Below are 17,504 nucleotides of genomic sequence, written 5' to 3' on the forward strand. Positions count from 1 at the left end.
CAGATGAGCCAGTTCAAAAAAGATCAAGTTCAGGACATGTATTATTTGTCGCCGATGCAGGAGGGAATGCTGTTTCATACTCTCCTGAATCCCGGCCAAAGTTTTTACATCGAACAAATGACAATGAAAGTAAAAGGCAGATTGAATATCAAATGCCTCGAAGAAAGCATGAATGTGATCATGGACCGGTACGATGTATTTCGTACCGTGTTCATTCACGAAAAAGTAAAAAGGCCGGTCCAAGTCGTATTGAAAAAACGGCAGTTTCAGATAGAAGAAATCGATCTGACACATGTAACGGACAGCGAGCAAACAGCCAAAATCAATGAATACAAAGAACAGGATAAGATCAAGGGCTTTGATTTGACGCGGGATATTCCGATGCGGGCAGCCATTTTTAAAAAATCGGAAGAAAGCTTTGAATGGGTGTGGAGCTACCACCACATCATTTTGGACGGCTGGTGCTTCGGCATCGTCGTGCAGGATCTGTTTAAGGTATACAATGCCCTGCGCGAACAAAAGCCGTACAGCCTGCCGCCGGTCAAACCGTATAAAGACTATATCAAGTGGCTTGAAAAGCAGGATAAACAAGCATCACTGCATTACTGGCGCGGGTACTTAGAAGATTTTGAAGGACAAACGACATTTGCGGAGCAAAGAAAGAAACAAAAGGACGGCTATGAGCCGAATGAGCTGCTCTTCTCACTGCCGGAGGAGGAAACAAAAGCATTTACCGAGCTTGCAAAATCGCAGCATACCACTTTGAGTACGGCGCTGCAGGCGGTTTGGAGTGTATTAATCAGCCGCTACCAGCAGTCCGGCGATTTGATCTTCGGCACAGTCGTTTCCGGGCGTCCCGCAGAAATCAAAGGCGTTGAACATATGGTCGGGCTGTTTATCAATGCTGTTCCGAGGCGGGTGAAGCTGTCTGGGGATACCACATTTAACGGCTTGCTCAAGCAGCTGCAGGAGCTATCGCTGCAGTCTGAGCCGCATCAATATGTGCCGCTCTATGACATCCAAAGCCAAGCCGATCAGCCAAAGCTGATTGACCACATCATTGTGTTTGAAAATTATCCGCTTCAGGATGCAAAAAATGAAGAGAACAGTGAAAACGGCTTTGATATGGAGGATGTACACGTTTTTGAGAAATCGAATTATGATCTCAACCTGATGGCTTCTCCAGGTGATGAGATGCTGATTAAGCTTGCCTATAACGGGAATGTGTTTGATGAGGCGTTTATCCTGCGCTTAAAATCTCAGCTTCTCACTGCGATTCAGCAGCTCATCCAGAAGCCGGATCATCCTGTCAATACGATCAGACTTGTTGATGAAAAGGAAAGAGAGCTTCTGCTTACCGGCTTAAACCCGCCGGCTCAGACTCATCAGGCGAAGCCTCTGACGGATTGGTTCAAGGAAGCGGTGAATGTAAATCCTGATGCGCCGGCGCTTACGTATTCCGGCCAGACTCTTTCCTACCGTGAATTAGATGAGGAAGCGAACCGTCTTGCGCGCCGTTTGCAAAAGCAAGGTGCGGGCAAAGGCTCCGTTGTCGCGTTATACACGAAGCGCTCGCTTGAACTGGTGATCGGCATTCTCGGCGTATTAAAAGCGGGAGCGGCTTATCTGCCGGTTGATCCGAAGCTGCCGGAAGACCGAATCTCGTATATGCTGGCTGACAGTGCGGCAGCCTGTCTGCTGACACATCAGGAGATGAAAGAAAAAGCGGCTCAGCTGCCGTATACAGGAACAACACTCATCATCGATGATCAAGCACGGTTTGAGGAACAGGCAAGCGATCCTGCAACCGCAATTGATCCCGATGATCCCGCGTATATTATGTATACGTCCGGCACAACCGGAAAGCCGAAGGGCAATATCACCACTCATGCCAATATTCAAGGATTGGTCAAGCATGTAGATTACATGGCATTTTCTGAAAAAGATACGTTCTTATCTGTTTCCAATTACGCCTTTGACGCATTTACCTTTGATTTCTACGCGTCAATACTGAATGCGGCACGGCTCATTATCGCAGATGAACAGACACTGCTTGATACAGAACGGCTCACTGACCTGATCCGGCAGGAGAATGTCAATGTCATGTTTGCGACGACTGCACTTTTCAACCTTCTCACCGATGCGGGAGAGGATTGGCTGAGGGGGCTTCGCTGCGTGTTATTCGGAGGTGAGCGCGCGTCAGTGCCTCACGTCAGAAAGGCGCTTGAGATCATGGGGCCTGGCAAGCTGATTAATTGCTACGGGCCGACTGAGGGAACGGTGTTTGCGACAGCTCACGTCGTGCACGATATCCCGGATTCCCTTTCCTCATTACCGATCGGAAAGCCGATCAGCAATGCAAGTGTTTATATTCTTAACGGGCAAAATCAGCTTCAGCCATTTGGGGCTGTCGGTGAACTGTGCATCAGCGGAATGGGTGTATCAAAAGGGTATCTGAACCGTCATGACCTGACGAAGCAAACGTTTATTCCAAATCCGTTCAAGCCGGGAGAAACGCTTTACCGCACAGGGGATTTAGCACGCTGGCTGCCGGATGGAACAATTGAATACGCCGGGCGTATTGATGACCAGGTCAAAATACGCGGACACCGGATTGAGCTTGAAGAAATCGAAAAGCAGCTGCAGGAATACCCGGGTGTGAAAGATGCGGTCGTTGTTGCGGACCGCCATGAGTCCGGAGATGCATCAATCAACGCCTACCTCGTGAACCGGACGCCGCTTTCAGCTGAAGACGTAAAGAGGCACTTGAAAAAACAGCTTCCTGCTTACATGGTGCCGCAAACCTTTACTTTCTTAGAGGAGCTTCCGTTAACGACAAACGGGAAGGTCAATAAACGGCAGCTGCCGAAACCGGATCAGACTCAGCTGGCGAAAGAATGGATCGGGCCTCGAAACGCGACGGAAGAAACAATTGCGCACATCTGGTCCGAAATTCTCGGCAGACAGCAGATCGGGATTCATGATGATTTCTTCGCGCTCGGAGGCCATTCCTTAAAAGCGATGACGGCAGCGTCGCGCATTAAAAAAGAGCTCGGTACGGACATTCCGGTGCAGCTGTTATTCGAAGCGACGACAATCGCAGACATTGCCGGTTATCTGCTTCACGGTGAAGAAAAAGGTATGAAAAATCTCACCATCATGAATAAAAAACAGTCTGACACACTGTTTGCGTTCCCGCCGGTTCTCGGTTACGGGCTGATGTACCAGCCGCTTGCAAAACAGCTGTCCGGCTATCGAATCTGTGCGTTTGATTTTATCGAGGAAGACAACCGCATCGAACGCTACACAGAGCTGATCAATCAGCTCCAGCCGGAAGGACCGGTCAAGATGTTCGGATACTCGGCAGGCTGCACGCTCGCCTTTGAAACGGCCAAACGGCTTGAAGCCGAAGGACGTAAAGTGGAGCGGCTGATCATGGTTGATTCTTATAAAAAACAAGGCATCAGCGACTTAGAAGGCCGCACCGTAGAAAGTGATGTCCAGGCGCTGATGAAGGTAAACCGGGACAATGAAGCGCTGAATAACGAAGCCGTCAAAGAAGGTCTCGCCAAAAAAACAAACGCGTTTTATTCTTATTTCGTGCATACCGTCAGCACCGGCACGGTCAAAGCAGATATAGATCTATTAACGTCAGAACCGGACTTTGCGATGCCGCCGTGGCTCGCTTCGTGGGAGGAAGCCACGACAGGTGAATACCGTGTGAAAAAAGGCTGCGGTACTCACGCAGAAATGCTTCAGGGAGAATGTCTCGAAAGGAATGCGGCATATTTGCTCGAATTCCTAAGGAAGGAACATCTGAAGCTGACAACTTCACGATAGAAAAGGAGGAAGCCCGCCAATGGTCCAGCTCTTTAAATCGTTCGATACCACGGAAAAAACGCAGCTTATCTGTTTTCCGTTCGCAGGAGGCTATTCCGCATCATTCCGCCCGCTCCACACCTATCTTCAAGGTGAGTGTGAGATGCTTGCCGCGGAACCGCCGGGACACGGAACAAATCAAATGTCCCCCGTTGAGGATTTTGAACAGCTTGTCAGTTTATACAAGCAGGAGTTGAATCTCCATCCTGACCGCCCGTTTGTGCTGTTCGGCCACAGTATGGGAGGCATGGTCGCTTTCAGGCTGGCGCAAAAGCTGGAGCGGGAGGGCATTTACCCGCAGGCCGTGATCATCTCAGCCATTCAGCCGCCGCATGTGGAAAGGAAAAAAGTGTCTCATCTTGATGATGAAAAATTTCTCGCCCATATTATCGAGCTTGGCGGAATGCCGCAGGAGTTAGTGGAGAATAAGGAGGTCATGTCATTTTTCCTGCCTTCTTTCAGATCCGACTACCGCGCGCTTGAAAGCTTCCGTCCGTCTGATTCTCACATGATTCAATCACCCGTCCATATTTTTAACGGGCGGAAAGATAAAAAATGTATCAAAGATGCGGACGGATGGAAAAAATGGGCCGACAATCCCGTATTTCATGAGTTTTCGGACGGCCACATGTTCATATTAAGTGAAACTGAAAAAGTGGCGGAACGAATCTATGAGATTATTAACAGGAGCACGGCAGGCCAATTGTTATAGGATATGACAGACAGCATTCGCTGTCTGTTTTTTGTAACAAAATCCGCCCGCGCGTTTTCTCATTTATCAAAAATTTTATGTTATGATTTGATGGAATATAATTTTGAAGGGATTGTCGTACATGAATGATGCAGCAAAAGAGCTGAACAGAACATTATCTGAAGAAAACCCGCACGTGCTTCATATGCTTTCTGATTTGGGCAGAGAGTTGTTTTATCCGAAAGGGGTGCTGACACAATCGGCGGAAGCGAAAGCCAAGGCCGGAAAGTATAATGCCACGATCGGGATTGCCACCTCACAAGGCGAGTCCATGCACTTTTCCCATATTCAAGAGACACTGTCCGCCTATAACCCCGATGATATCTACGATTATGCTCCGCCGCAGGGAAAAGAGCCGCTCAGACAGGAATGGCTGAAAAAAATGCGTCTCGAAAATCCTTCATTAGCCGGCAAAGACATCAGCACGCCGATCGTGACAAACGCTTTAACACACGGGCTGAGCATCGCCGCCGACTTGTTCGTCAATGAAGGGGATACACTGCTTCTGCCTGATAAATATTGGGGAAATTACAATTTCATTTTCGGTGTCCGGCGCAAGGCATCCATTGAGACGTACCCGCTTTTTCAGCAGGATGGGCGTTTTAATGCGGCGGGGCTGTCCGAGCTGCTGAAAAAGCAGGAAGAAAAGGCGATTGTTGTACTGAATTTCCCGAATAATCCGACAGGCTATACGCCGGGAGAAGAGGAAGCGTCAGAAATCGTCAGCGTGATCCTGGAGGCGGCGGAGGCCGGCAAAGAGATTGTCGTGCTCGTAGACGATGCGTATTACAATCTGTTTTACGATGAAACGGCCATTCAGGAATCCATCTTCAGCAAACTCGCCCAAGTGCACGACCGGGTGCTTTGCGTGAAAATAGACGGCGCGACGAAGGAAAATTACGCGTGGGGCTTCCGCGTCGGTTTTATTACGTACAGCACAAAAAGCGAAAAAGCGCTGCGCGTGCTCGAGGAAAAAACAAAAGGGATTATCAGGGGAACGATTTCAAGCGCCCCGCACCCGTCCCAAACGTTTATGCTGCGGGCGATGCAGTCACCGGAATACGAGAAAGAAAAATCGCTGAAATATAACATCATGAAAAAACGGGCTGACAAAGTGAAAGCCGTTCTTGCAGAAAACAAGCACTATGAAGACGTATGGACGCCTTATCCGTTTAACTCGGGCTATTTCATGTGTGTCCGGCTGAAAGACATAAACGCCGGCGAATTGAGAGTGTCGTTGCTTGAAAAGAGAGGAATCGGAACGATATCCATTAATGAAACCGATTTGCGAATCGCATTTTCATGTGTTGAAGAAGAACACATCGCGGATCTGTTCGAAGAAATTTATCAAGAAGCAAAGCAGCTGCGGAAACAGGCGGAAATATCAGGCTGACAAAAAAGGAGGGGGACACCCTCCTTTTTCTATGATTACAGCAGCTCTTCATACGTTTTCATCTCAATCTCGTCACAAAAATCGGGATGCGCCGCACAAACGGCCAGCTTATACTCCTCGTCCGCATCATATGTGCGGATGAAACAAGGTTCATGTCCGTCCGGGAGCTCAATGGACACATGGCCGTCGTCTTTGAGGCGGACGCTGAATGAATCAAGCGGCAGGGAAAGCCCTTTTCCGGCCTGTTTGATAAAGCTTTCTTTCATCGACCACAGGTGGTAAAAATAATCGGTCTGCTGATCGGGGTGTTTCGCTTGCAGATCACTGTATTCTGTCGGCGAAAAAAACCGTTTGGCGATATCAATCGTGCCGGGCTTCATTTTTTCAATATCAATGCCGATCGGTTTTGAATCAACGGCGCACACGATCCAGCGACCGGAGTGGGAAATATTAAAGTGCATGTCCGGAAGCGCGGGGATGTACGGCTTTCCGTATTCCTGAACGCTGAATGAAATCCCGGCCGGATCAAGTCCATAAGCCTTCGCCGCAGCGGTGCGGATCAGCATATCGCCGATCAAGGTGCGGTGAGCATCCTCCTGATGGTAAAAGCGCCGGCATTTTTCCCGCTTTTCGGCGGACACGGCCGCCATCATCCGATCCTCTTCCCCTGCAGAAAGCGGGCGGTCCATATATACTCCGTAAATCTTCATGTCCAGATCCTCCGTCTGAAAATATTGTCAAAACCATCCTATCATATCAGACGAAAGCTGTCCGAAAATAAAAAAACAAAACCGTTTCGGCTTTGTTTTTAATGAACGGACGTTGCCCGCCCGGAGATCGCGTATGTTAACAGTTTAGAGGACTGCGGCAAAGAAAAACGCAGAATCAGCCCCGTCAAAACAGCCGTAATAATGGTTCCGGCGCCGATCGGTCCGCCCATCATCCAGGCTGCGGCAAGAATCGTCAGCTCAATGCCGTTCCGCACCCATTGCACGTTCCAGCCCGTTTTTTCAGATATCAGCATCATCAGAGAGTCCCGGGGGCCCGCGCCGAGCCCTGCTGATACGTAAATACCGACGCCGCAGCCGATCAGCAGCAATCCGATAGAAAAACACACGGCCGCTAAGGAAAAAGCGTGCGTCTCAGGAAGCAGAAACGAAAAGAAATCAATAAACATTCCCATCAGCACCATGTTTAAGATAGCGCCGATTTTCGGGAGTGTCCTCGTGAACAGGCAGGTTAAAGCCACAATGACCGCGCCGACCACGATGGACCATTGGCCGACAGAAAGCCCGAAATGCTGAAAAAGCCCATAATGAAAGGCATCCCAAGGGCTGATGCCGAGAGCTTTTCCTTTAATGGTTAACGATACCCCGAAAGACAAAATTAACAGACCGGCAAAATAAAACGTCCAGCGCATCAAGAATTCCCGCTTCAAAGAGGTCCCTTCTTTCATAAAATTTCATTAATTGTCATTGTAGCATAACCGCCAAAAAAAAGAAGAAGCGAAATCATTGTTTCGCTTCTTCTCCCGCTCCTACAAAGGATTCAGTATACGATTTAAAAACCGCTGCGTGCGTTCTTCTTTCGGCGCGGAAAAAATGTGGGCCGGCGGTCCTTGTTCCACAATGACGCCGCCGTCAATGAAGATGACTTCATCGGCCACTTCCTGCGCGAATTTGATTTCATGGGTGACGACGACCATCGTCCAGCCTTCGTTCGCCAGATCCTTAATCACTTTGAGCACCTCGCCGACCAGCTCCGGATCGAGCGCTGACGTCGGTTCGTCAAACAGCATCAGCTCGGGCTGAATCGCAAGCGCGCGGGCGATGCCGACCCGCTGCTGCTGACCGCCGGAAAGCTGGAACGGATATAAATCCATTTTGTCTTTCAGTCCGACTTTTTCCAGAAGCTCTATCGCTTCTTTTCTGACTTGCTCCTTGTCGCGCTTTTGCACTTGAACGGGTCCTTCCATGACGTTTTCAAGCGCCGTGCGGTGAGGAAACAGATGATACGCCTGAAAGACCATGCCTGATTTGCGGCGGAGGCGAAGAATATCAGCCTGCTTCACTTTTTTGGAGAAATCTATTGAAAAATCGGAGAATGCCAGCTCGCCGCGATTGGGGATCTCAAGCGCGTTCAGACAGCGCAGAAGCGTCGTTTTTCCTGAACCGGACGGCCCCAGAATGGCGATGACTTTCCCTTTTTCTATCTCCATATCTATCTTTTTTAAAATTTCATTCTGTCCGAATGATTTATTTAATCCTTTGACGGAAAGCATATCGAAACCTCCTTATTTGGCCACATAACGGTCGAGACGCCGTTCGATCACGTGCTGTACGATTGACAGCAAGAAGCAGATGATCCAATAAATAAAGGCGGCTTCAATATAGATGACCAAGATTTGATCAAGGTTTTGCGCGCCGATTTCCTGCGCTTTTCTGAACAGCTCCGCGACGAGAATCTGTGACGCGAGAGATGTATCCTTGATCAGGCTGATAAATGTATTTGATAATGGCGGAATGGACACGCGAAACGCCTGCGGCAGGATCACGCGGAACAATGTCTTGCGATAGGTCATGCCGATCGTATAACCGGCTTCCCATTGCCCTTTCGGCACGGATGAAATAGATGCCCGGATGATTTCAGAAGCGTAGGCGCCGACGTTTAATGAAAACGCGATGACTGCGCTTGGGAAAGGGTCCAGCGTAATATTAAATGTCGGGAACAGATAAAAAATGATGAACAATTGAACGAGAAGAGGAGTGCCGCGCACCGCTGATACGTATACGCTGAACACCCATCTCAATGGTTTCATATTTGACATTCTGGCGAGCGCCGTCATCAGCGCGATGATCATTCCGAAAATAAAGGAAAGAATGGTAAGGGGAATCGAGTAATAGATTCCCCCGGAAAGAATCGGCCAGAATGACTGCTGCACCAAATCCCATGGAATGGCTGTTGCAATCACGGGCTCCGGCAAGTTACTTAGAAACATCTTCGCCGAACCATTTTTTCGCTATTTTAGAAAGAGTCCCGTCCTCTTTCATTTCTTTTAACGCCTTGTTGACGTGAGTCACAAGTTCGCCGCTTCCTTTTCGGAATGCGAAATACGTCTGCTGCGGCTGGCCTGCTTCAAACGCGATTTTCACGTTTTTATTGCCGGACGTTTTTAAGTAGTTCAGTACGGCAAGCTTATCGTTGTAAGTCAAATCAGCGCGGCCCTGCTGAATGAGCTGAAGGGATTGCGCCATGCCTTCAACGCCTTCAATTTTCGCGCCGGCTTCTTTCGCTAATTTATTGTAATTGCTTGTTAATGACTGAGCCGCTGTTTTTCCTTTGACATCAGCCTCTTTCGCAATCGTGCTGTCTTTTTTCGTCACGACGACTGCATTTGACGTTGTGTATTTATCAGAAAAATCATATTGGTTCTCACGGCCTGTTTTGCCGACTTGGTTGGCGACGACGTCAAACCGTTTCGCGTTTAAACCGGCAAACATGCTGTCCCATTGTGTTTCTTTAAAGTCAGCTTTCAGACCGAGGCGTTTCGCCACTTCTTGAATCACTTCAACATCATATCCGGTCAGTTTGTCAGTCTTTTTATCATGGAAGGTAAACGGTTCGTACGTTCCTTCTGTGCCGACGGTCAGTACGCCTTTTTTCTTGACAGAAGCCCAAAGATCGCCGTCTTTTGACTTAGATCCGCTGTCCTGTGAGTTTCCGCAGGCTGCAAGCATTGCGATGCTGACCATCATGAACAAAGCGAATAATGCTTTTTTCATCTTCTTTATTCCCCACTTTTCTGAGTAGTTTTATTGAGAAAAAATAGCTCCCAATTGTAAAGGATAACTTTTTTTTAGTATGAGTCAAGTAATTGGTTTTCATGAGCGGGAATTCTTCGTGTTCCGGGATCAAAATAATTCCAAAAACTGTCTGACAGGCTTCGGCAGGTAGCTGTCTTTCCTCCAGATGACGGCCGGTGTCATGACAAACGGGTTGTCTTCGATGATAACCGTTTTGACATGCGAACGCATATGGACGGGAATCATCGTCAAAGGCAGAATTGTGGCGCCGAACCCTGATGATACGAGGCTCAAGAGCGTCGCGGAGTCATGGCACTCACAGACAACCTGAAGGTCGAGACCATACTGTTCACAAACATGGAGGACTTGGTCATACACACCTCTTCCATTGACGGTGCGCAAAAGGATCAGAGGCAAAGAGGCGATGTCATTCAGTTTAATCGTTTCTCCGCACAGTCGTTTTGAATGCTCGGACAGCACCAATACACACGGAATGTCTTCAAGCTCCTTCGATTCAATGCCGTCGTTTTTAATCAAGGTGGTGGTGACGGCGGCGTCAATCTGCCGGGTTTCCAGAAGCTCAAGCAGTGAGACGGGTTCATCTTCCCAAATGTTAAAGGTGAGATGCGGAAACCGCTCTTTCATCTGTGACACTTTCTCAAGCATGAGCGCTGCGCAGTAAATGGTTGACCCGACGGCAAGTGTCCCGGCCACCTCTTCCTTCAGCTCTTGTACCTCGATAATGGCATCCTCAAACTTATGAAGAATCTCTTTCGCTCTTTTCAAAAAGACATTTCCTTCATATGTAAGGGTCATTTGTTTCTTTTTATTGCGGTCAAACAGAATGACGCCCAATTCTTCTTCGAGCTGTTTCAGCTGTCTGCTTAAAGGCGGCTGTGCCATATGGAGCTTTTTGGCGGCCGTCGTGATTTTCTGCTCTTGGGCAATGGTGATGAAATAACGCAATTGCCGGATATCCATGAGAACGCTCGCTCCTTTCTTTTATACCTTTAAGGTATGATACATAGATTTAACGAATATTTTCCATATGGATATATCAGGAGTATGATGGTTTTGACACCACATTTCAAGCGTAAAGGAGGGGTCAATATGAAGCTCGTCATCGGAATGACCGGGGCAACGGGAGCCATATTCGGGATCAGGCTTTTAGAATATTTAAAAGCCGCGGAGATCGAAACCCATCTTGTCGTTTCTCCTTGGGCAAATGTCACCATTACACATGAAACCGATTATACGTTAAAAGATGTCGAGAAACTCGCATCCTATACGTATTCTCACAAAGACCAGGCAGCGGCGATTTCAAGCGGTTCGTTTGAAACGGACGGGATGATCATCGCTCCGTGCAGCATGAAATCACTGGCAAGCATCCGCACCGGAATGGCTGACAATCTGCTGACAAGGTCGGCTGACGTCATCCTGAAGGAGCGGAAAAAACTTGTGCTGCTGACTAGAGAAACGCCGCTCAGCCAAATCCATTTAGAAAATATGCTAGCGCTTACAAAAATGGGTTCCGTCATTCTTCCGCCGATGCCGGCATTTTATAACAAGCCGGCTGACATGGATGAATTGATCGACCATATTGTGTTCCGGACGCTCGATCAGTTCGGCATCCGTCTGCCGGAAGCGAAACGGTGGTACGGAATTGAAAAACAAAAAGGAGGAATCTGATAATGGCCTATCAGGATTTTAGGGAATTTCTCGCCGCTCTTGAAAAAGAAGGGCAGCTCTTAACAGTCAACGAAGAGGTGAAACCGGAGCCGGATCTGGGCGCCGCCGCGCGTGCAGCCAGCAATCTCGGGGATAAAACCCCTGCGCTTTTGTTTAACAATATTTACGGACATCACCATGCGCAGGTGGCTCTGAATGTCATCGGCTCGTGGCCGAATCACGCGATGATGCTCGGCATGCCGAAAGATACGCCTGTTAAAGAACAATTCTTTGAGTTCGCCAAACGGTACGATGCATTTCCGGTGCCGGTCAAACGGGAAGAAACCGCGCCGTTTCATGAAAATGAAATAACGGAAGATATCAATCTATTTGACATTCTCCCGCTATTCAGAATCAACCAGGGGGACGGCGGCTACTATCTGGATAAAGCGTGCGTCATTTCCCGCGATCTTGAAGATCCGGACAATTTCGGCAAGCAGAATGTCGGCATTTACAGAATGCAGGTAAAGGGAAAAGACCGCCTCGGCATTCAGCCCGTGCCTCAGCATGATATTGCGATTCATCTTCGCCAAGCTGAAGAACGCGGCGTGAATCTTCCCGTTACGATAGCGCTTGGTTGTGAGCCGGTGATTACGACGGCTGCGTCAACTCCGCTGTTATACGATCAATCCGAGTATGAAATGGCCGGCGCGATTCAAGGGGAGCCCTACAGAATCGTCAAATCTAAATTGTCTGATTTAGACATCCCTTGGGGCGCTGAAGTCGTTCTGGAAGGAGAGATCCTTGCGGGAAAACGGGAATACGAAGGACCTTTCGGTGAGTTCACGGGCCATTATTCAGGCGGCCGCAGCATGCCGGTGATCAAAATCAAACGGGTATATCATAGAAACAATCCGATTTTTGAACATTTATACTTAGGCATGCCGTGGACGGAGTGCGATTATATGATCGGCATTAATACGTGCGTGCCGCTTTACCAGCAGCTCAAGGAAGCTTATCCGAACGAAATTGTCGCCGTGAATGCGATGTATACGCACGGGCTGATCGCCATTATTTCCACGAAAACGCGCTACGGCGGATTTGCCAAGGCGGTCGGCATGCGCGCCCTGACCACGCCGCACGGACTCGGCTACTGCAAAATGGTCATTGTCGTGGATGAAGATGTCGATCCGTTTAACCTGCCGCAAGTCATGTGGGCGCTCTCAACGAAAATGCATCCGAAACACGATGCAGTCATCATTCCTGACCTGTCCGTCCTTCCGCTTGACCCGGGGTCTGATCCGGCAGGGATGACACACAAAATGATTCTTGACGCCACAACGCCTGTCGCGCCGGAAACAAGAGGCCATTATTCGCAGCCGCTTGATTCTCCGCTGACAACGAAAGAGTGGGAACAAAAACTGATGGACTTAATGAATCAATAAGAAAGGATGAGGTTGCAATGAAAACATGCCCGCGCTGTGAATCGAAAAAAGGAGAAACCGTCAGCCAATCGCCGGTCAAAGGCGCTTGGGAAATTTACCAATGCCAAACCTGCTTTTTCACATGGAGATCCTGTGAACCGGAAAGCATCACGAATCCGGCGGCATTCAATCCGGCATTTAAAATTGATCCGAAAGAAACGGAGACGGCCGCACATGTTCCCGCTGTTCCGGAAAGAAAAGCGTAATGCTGACGGAGCACTTGCCGGAGGCGCTTTACACGCTTTTAGATGGGACGGAGCTAGAAAAAAAGCAGCACGACGCGTTTGTGCTGCAATCTGTGACAAAAGAAGGCCGTCCGCACGCGGCCATGATCAGCGCCGGTGAAATCGTGGCCGTGAGCAGAACAAATCTCCGGCTCGCCTTATGGAAAAACACGACGACCGTAAGCAGCCTGCTGCATTCGGGACAAGCTCTTTTCATCGCCTGGCACGGAGGAGCCGCATATTACGTCACATTGGAATGTGAGGCGCTTCCGCCGCTGAAAGAGGCAAAACACGAGCGGGAACGGTTCAGCTGCCGCGTGATCACCGTCAAGGAAGATCGGGCGAAATACGCGGATCTGACATCCGGACCGGCCATCCAGCTTCACGAACCGGAAGATGTCTTGAAGAGATGGAGAGAAACACTTGAGGAGTTAAAACGATAGACGCATAAAAAAGCCTGCGGACGATTCCGCAGGCTTTTCTTTTATTGTACGCCTTTCATCGCCCGTTTAATAACGGGAGATAGAAGAATCAAAATAATACCGAGAATGATCGAAACAAGACCGATTGAGCCGAAGTAGGCCGCTTCAGAAATCTTATCAAACAAACCGACTACTTTTGCGTTCAGGGCTTGACCGCAGGCGTTTGTTAAAAACCACATGCTCATCGTCTGCGCTGAGAAAGCGGCAGGCGCAAGTTTTGTTGTGACGGATAAACCGACCGGTGAAAGGCAAAGCTCACCAAGCACAACCAAAAGGAAGCTGAGCACAAGCCAAAGCGGGCTCACAAGCTCGCCGCTTCCGCCCATAACCGGAAGCACCATGACTAAAAATGATAATCCGGCAAGGATAATGCCGATCGCGAATTTAATCGGTGTTGAAGGCTGGCGTTTGCCGAGCTTCATCCAGATCCACGCGAACACCGGCGCGAAAATAACGATGAATAACGGGTTCAGAGACTGGAACCATGAAGACTCAAGATGCATGCCCGCAAAGGAAAGTCTCGTGCGCTGATCCGCATATAAAGCAAGAATCGTCGCGCCCTGCTCCTGAATCGCCCAGAACATTGCGGCTGCAATAAACAGCGGAACATAAGCCGCAAGCCGTGATTTTTCCGTTTTCGTCGCTTTTTTGCTCGTGAACATCACGATAAAGTAAATAACCGGAATGACAATGCCGAGGATACTGACGGTGTCAATCACACGCTGGATCGTCAGCCAGCCGGTTTGAATCAGAACGATGATAACGGCTGCTGCGATGACCACTCCGATTCCCGTGCCGATCACTGATGATTTAGAAATCGGATTCGGTACATTGGAGCCTGCTTTGCCAAGGTATTTCTTTCTCGTAAGAGCGAAAACAATCAGTCCGAGGAACATACCGGCCGCGGCGCATCCGAAGCCTAAGTGGTAGTTGTACTTCTGTCCGAGTGTTCCGACAATTAGCGGCGCAAGCAATCCGCCGAGGTTGATCCCCATGTAAAAGATGCTGAAACCTGAGTCGCGGCGCTCGTCTTCCTTCGTATATAAATCTCCGACAACGCTGGATACGTTTGGTTTAAGCAGGCCGGTTCCGATAATGATCAGAGCCATGCTGGTAAAAAACGCCGCCGTGCTGCCAGGGAAGGCAAGAGCGATGTGCCCGAACATAATTAAAATTCCGCCGTAAAATACGGTGTTTGCCGTGCCGAATACCCGGTCGGCCAGCCATCCGCCGATGACGCTCGACATGTATACGAGAGACCCGTATATGGACATGATGGCAACTGCGGTCGTTTTATCAAAGCCGAGACCGCCATGAGCGACTTCCGTGTATAAATAGTAAAGCAATATGGCTCTCATACCATAGTAGGAGAAACGCTCCCAAAATTCGGTGAAAAACAGTGTGAACAAGCCGCGGGGATGACCGAAAAAGCCTCGTTGCGGCACAGTTTCTGTTATAGAGTCCTTATCAATAGATGCCACCTGAGCCAACCCTTTCTTAAAAAAGTGTATTACAAAAATCATATTCTTATATAATACTTGTGTCAATATAATTTATACTGAATTCAAAAAATTCCAGAATGAAAAGATATTAAAACGTTGAATATAGACGAATCTTCCTAATTCTAATGACTTATTTTGTTATATTATCTGACGAAACTATCTTTATAAACTTTTTTAATAAAATTTAAAGTATGTACAGGCGGAGCGGGATAGAGCGGAATAAGATGACAATAAGAGAGGAAGGAGGAGATTATTACTTGCCGAATCGTATATTGGATATTACGGATTGCGGTGTGGCGGCAGACGGAAAAACCGACGTGACGGGCGCCATCAATCAATGCTTGGCCAGGGCCGTAAGCGAAGGCTGTCATACGGTGTTTTTTCCGCCCGGAACGTATAAAATCAACGGCACGCTTGGCGGGGACAGAAGCCAGCCGTTTCGGAACGCCGGGATTAACGTGCCGAGCCATCTCACCATCGTTTTAGATCCGGAATGCACGATTAAAGTGGCGCCGAACAGCTCCTGGGGCTACTCGGCTTTCTATATAGGCAGGCGTGAAAATGTCACCATCACCGGCGGCCGGATCATCGGGGAACGGGATGAACACACGTATACCAATGTCCCTTTGCGGTCGACCCATGAATGGGGGTTTGGAATCTGTATTGAAGGCAGCAGCAATGTGCTGATCGAAAATGTGAAGATTTCGGATTTTACGGGAGACGGCATAATTGTCAGTCCGCTCGGGTTAAAAACAAACAGTGATTACGAAACTTCAGAACAGGTGACCATCCGCCGCTGTGAGATCAGGCAGTCAAGGCGGAACAACATTTCAATCACCGGCTGCCATACCGTTACGGTGGAAGAATGCGTGATTGAAGACGCCGGGCAAGGGAACGGAACGGCTCCGAAATTCGGAATCGATATTGAATCGTACGGAGAAGGCGATATTGATTATGAAGAAGCTCTTCATATTACGGTCCGCAACAACTTCTTTTCCGGAAACGCCGCAAGCTCAGTCACCAACTTTAACGGATATAATGTGTTAATTGAAGGAAATCATTCCGATAACACAATCAGCTACGGGTATGGGGCACATACCGTCATTTCGGGGAATGTCTTCTTTCGGTCAGACGGCGGCTCAAGGACCGCAGTCGCCGGACAAGGTGTGTCACAAGGACAGGACAGCAGCAATGCCGTCATTTCCAACAATCTGATTACCGGGTTTTCCACCGGAATAGATGTAAGGGGAAAAAGCGTCCTCGTCACCCACAACAAAATCAATCAATTTGAAAATACGGGCATTTCCGTCTATCAGGCAGAAGATGTGACCGTTGACGGCAATGTCATTGAAAACGGACGTTCCGAAACGAGACGAAGCACGGGGATGCGGGCGACGCTGTCGGAAAACGCCGTCTTTATGAATAACACTCTGAATCAGGTAACGGACGGAATCAGTATGTCGGCCGGCAATATGACCGTAAAACAAAATGTGCTGAAATCGTTCAGCCGGGGCATATGGGTTACAGGCGGAAATGCCGTTATTGAAGGAAATACGCTCATTCCGAATGCGTATCAGGGCGCCGCGGAGTCCTATGCCGTATCTGTGACAAATGACGCCAGGGCTGTCATCAAGGGAAATCTCTTCAAAAGCTACAAAAACTATCCCATTTTCAGTTCAACATCCTCGGGAACCTCTGTCATCAGCAACCGCTTTGAATCATCACCGCTTATCGTTACCGTGTATCTGAACTCCGGCACGCATGAAGTCATAGACAATACGCTTACGATCAACCGAACGGCGGGCAGCCCGATCGGCATCTATCTGAACGGAGCCTCCAATTCCCTCGTGTCGGGCAATACCATCAACAACCTTTCCGCCGCTTCTGCTTCCGCCATCCAAACCAATTCCTCCGCAAGCACCAAAATCATCGGCAACCGCATAATCAGAGGCGTCATTGTGAAACACACGACAGATACGGAAAGCGGAAATATCGTCATCTGAAAACAATCTGCATCGGAAAAATAAAAAGAACACATGAACTCCGAAAGAAGGAGGGATGTGTTCTTTTTTGACACAATACAGCCGTGCGCCTGTCAGGCATCTTTTTTACCTGATTTATATAAAACGATCATTTCTCTGATTAAAAAGAGGGCGAATAAAAACAGCATCAGCCATTCTGAGAAGGTGGTCAATTTAAAAGCGGACAGGTTGTTTTGGACCGCTCCATAGAAACTGAAACCTTGCAGCATATCCATCGCGATTGAAATCACCAGCAAGGCAGCCAGCAAAAAAAATGAAACTCCCAATATTTTCATG

The 17,504-nt window shown here is 48.7% G+C and carries 16 protein-coding genes; 8 read left to right on the forward strand and 8 right to left on the reverse strand.

Annotated features, from left to right (window positions below; genetic code table 11):
• The first annotated feature begins 3 nt into the window (after positions 1-3).
• The 3 genes from srfAC (at position 4) to SB724_RS14675 (ending at position 6,023) form a co-directional block, all read left to right on the forward strand.
• On the forward strand, positions 4-3,840 hold the full coding sequence (srfAC, locus tag SB724_RS14665) for a surfactin non-ribosomal peptide synthetase SrfAC (RefSeq protein ID WP_410571707.1): 3,837 nt from the start codon (positions 4-6) through the stop codon (positions 3,838-3,840).
• 19 nt (positions 3,841-3,859) lie between these two features.
• Positions 3,860-4,591: a surfactin biosynthesis thioesterase SrfAD gene (gene srfAD, locus SB724_RS14670; RefSeq protein WP_007609310.1), complete on the forward strand. Its 732-nt coding sequence runs from the start codon at positions 3,860-3,862 to the stop codon at positions 4,589-4,591.
• Positions 4,592-4,712: 121 nt separating this feature from the next.
• Complete coding sequence (locus tag SB724_RS14675; RefSeq protein WP_410571709.1) at positions 4,713-6,023, forward strand: aminotransferase class I/II-fold pyridoxal phosphate-dependent enzyme; 1,311 nt, start codon at positions 4,713-4,715, stop codon at positions 6,021-6,023.
• Positions 6,024-6,058: 35 nt separating this feature from the next.
• Here the strand turns inward: SB724_RS14675 and SB724_RS14680 are convergent, their stop codons facing one another.
• The 6 genes from SB724_RS14680 to bsdA all read right to left on the reverse strand — a co-directional run bounded on the left by SB724_RS14680 (position 6,059) and on the right by bsdA (position 10,807).
• The gene (locus SB724_RS14680; protein ID WP_410571711.1) at positions 6,059-6,733 is read right to left on the reverse strand and encodes a 4'-phosphopantetheinyl transferase family protein; all 675 of its coding nucleotides are present in this window, start codon (positions 6,731-6,733) and stop codon (positions 6,059-6,061) included.
• Positions 6,734-6,831: 98 nt separating this feature from the next.
• On the reverse strand, positions 6,832-7,443 hold the full coding sequence (locus SB724_RS14685; protein ID WP_023356699.1) for a YczE/YyaS/YitT family protein: 612 nt from the start codon (positions 7,441-7,443) through the stop codon (positions 6,832-6,834).
• 117 nt (positions 7,444-7,560) lie between these two features.
• Positions 7,561-8,304 (reverse strand): cystine ABC transporter ATP-binding protein TcyC, encoded by a 744-nt coding sequence (gene tcyC, locus SB724_RS14690; RefSeq protein ID WP_007609342.1) that lies wholly within the window; start codon positions 8,302-8,304, stop codon positions 7,561-7,563.
• Between the two features lie 12 nt (positions 8,305-8,316).
• Positions 8,317-9,021, reverse strand: a complete 705-nt coding sequence (locus SB724_RS14695) for an amino acid ABC transporter permease (RefSeq protein WP_032872846.1) — start codon at positions 9,019-9,021, stop codon at positions 8,317-8,319.
• Entirely contained in the window at positions 9,008-9,805 is a 798-nt protein-coding gene (gene tcyA, locus SB724_RS14700; RefSeq protein WP_003156373.1) for a cystine ABC transporter substrate-binding lipoprotein TcyA, read from the reverse strand. The genes SB724_RS14695 and tcyA overlap by 14 nt, the downstream gene beginning before the upstream one ends.
• A 129-nt stretch (positions 9,806-9,934) precedes the next feature.
• Positions 9,935-10,807, reverse strand: coding sequence for a transcriptional regulator BsdA (gene bsdA, locus SB724_RS14705; RefSeq protein ID WP_129091997.1), 873 nt, complete (start codon positions 10,805-10,807; stop codon positions 9,935-9,937).
• A gap of 93 nt (positions 10,808-10,900) precedes the next feature.
• Here bsdA and SB724_RS14710 point away from each other — a divergent pair, with 93 nt between their 5' ends.
• The 4 genes from SB724_RS14710 to SB724_RS14725 are packed head-to-tail and all read left to right on the forward strand — an operon-like array spanning position 10,901 to position 13,645.
• Positions 10,901-11,515, forward strand: a complete 615-nt coding sequence (locus SB724_RS14710) for a non-oxidative hydroxyarylic acid decarboxylases subunit B (RefSeq protein ID WP_087920750.1) — start codon at positions 10,901-10,903, stop codon at positions 11,513-11,515.
• 2 nt (positions 11,516-11,517) lie between these two features.
• Positions 11,518-12,939, forward strand: coding sequence for a phenolic acid decarboxylase BsdC (gene bsdC / locus SB724_RS14715; RefSeq protein ID WP_007609358.1), 1,422 nt, complete (start codon positions 11,518-11,520; stop codon positions 12,937-12,939).
• Between the two features lie 17 nt (positions 12,940-12,956).
• Positions 12,957-13,184 carry a non-oxidative hydroxyarylic acid decarboxylases subunit D gene (locus SB724_RS14720; protein WP_007410250.1) on the forward strand — a complete coding sequence of 76 codons (228 nt, stop codon included), beginning with the start codon at positions 12,957-12,959 and terminating at the stop codon, positions 13,182-13,184.
• Positions 13,184-13,645 (forward strand): pyridoxamine 5'-phosphate oxidase family protein, encoded by a 462-nt coding sequence (locus tag SB724_RS14725; protein ID WP_151295773.1) that lies wholly within the window; start codon positions 13,184-13,186, stop codon positions 13,643-13,645. Before SB724_RS14720 ends, SB724_RS14725 begins: the two co-directional genes overlap by 1 nt.
• Before the next feature lie 41 nt (positions 13,646-13,686).
• Here the strand turns inward: SB724_RS14725 and SB724_RS14730 are convergent, their stop codons facing one another.
• Entirely contained in the window at positions 13,687-15,165 is a 1,479-nt protein-coding gene (locus SB724_RS14730; protein ID WP_007410252.1) for a peptide MFS transporter, read from the reverse strand.
• A gap of 278 nt (positions 15,166-15,443) precedes the next feature.
• Between SB724_RS14730 and SB724_RS14735 the strand changes: the two genes are divergently transcribed.
• Complete coding sequence (locus tag SB724_RS14735) at positions 15,444-17,189, forward strand: right-handed parallel beta-helix repeat-containing protein (protein ID WP_410571715.1); 1,746 nt, start codon at positions 15,444-15,446, stop codon at positions 17,187-17,189.
• A 92-nt stretch (positions 17,190-17,281) separates the two neighbouring features.
• Here the strand turns inward: SB724_RS14735 and SB724_RS14740 are convergent, their stop codons facing one another.
• Entirely contained in the window at positions 17,282-17,503 is a 222-nt protein-coding gene (locus tag SB724_RS14740) for a YczF family membrane protein (protein ID WP_308826422.1), read from the reverse strand.
• Between the last annotated feature and the right edge of the window lies 1 nt (position 17,504).

It is taken from the genome of Bacillus sp. SIMBA_031 (genome assembly GCF_046535225.1).
GTDB lineage: Bacteria > Bacillota > Bacilli > Bacillales > Bacillaceae > Bacillus > Bacillus velezensis.

What these genes read in the sequence shown, in the direction of transcription:
- srfAC (WP_410571707.1), top strand. Translation starts at nt 4, where the DNA reads ATGAGCCAGTTCAAAAAAGATCAAGTTCAGGACATGTATTATTTGTCG.
- srfAD (WP_007609310.1), top strand. Translation starts at nt 3,860, where the DNA reads ATGGTCCAGCTCTTTAAATCGTTCGATACCACGGAAAAAACGCAGCTT.
- SB724_RS14675 (WP_410571709.1), top strand. Translation starts at nt 4,713, where the DNA reads ATGAATGATGCAGCAAAAGAGCTGAACAGAACATTATCTGAAGAAAAC.
- SB724_RS14680 (WP_410571711.1), bottom strand. Translation starts at nt 6,733, where the DNA reads ATGAAGATTTACGGAGTATATATGGACCGCCCGCTTTCTGCAGGGGAA.
- SB724_RS14685 (WP_023356699.1), bottom strand. Translation starts at nt 7,443, where the DNA reads ATGCGCTGGACGTTTTATTTTGCCGGTCTGTTAATTTTGTCTTTCGGG.
- tcyC (WP_007609342.1), bottom strand. Translation starts at nt 8,304, where the DNA reads ATGCTTTCCGTCAAAGGATTAAATAAATCATTCGGACAGAATGAAATT.
- SB724_RS14695 (WP_032872846.1), bottom strand. Translation starts at nt 9,021, where the DNA reads ATGTTTCTAAGTAACTTGCCGGAGCCCGTGATTGCAACAGCCATTCCA.
- tcyA (WP_003156373.1), bottom strand. Translation starts at nt 9,805, where the DNA reads ATGAAAAAAGCATTATTCGCTTTGTTCATGATGGTCAGCATCGCAATG.
- bsdA (WP_129091997.1), bottom strand. Translation starts at nt 10,807, where the DNA reads ATGGATATCCGGCAATTGCGTTATTTCATCACCATTGCCCAAGAGCAG.
- bsdC (WP_007609358.1), top strand. Translation starts at nt 11,518, where the DNA reads ATGGCCTATCAGGATTTTAGGGAATTTCTCGCCGCTCTTGAAAAAGAA.
- SB724_RS14720 (WP_007410250.1), top strand. Translation starts at nt 12,957, where the DNA reads ATGAAAACATGCCCGCGCTGTGAATCGAAAAAAGGAGAAACCGTCAGC.
- SB724_RS14725 (WP_151295773.1), top strand. Translation starts at nt 13,184, where the DNA reads ATGCTGACGGAGCACTTGCCGGAGGCGCTTTACACGCTTTTAGATGGG.
- SB724_RS14740 (WP_308826422.1), bottom strand. Translation starts at nt 17,503, where the DNA reads ATGAAAATATTGGGAGTTTCATTTTTTTTGCTGGCTGCCTTGCTGGTG.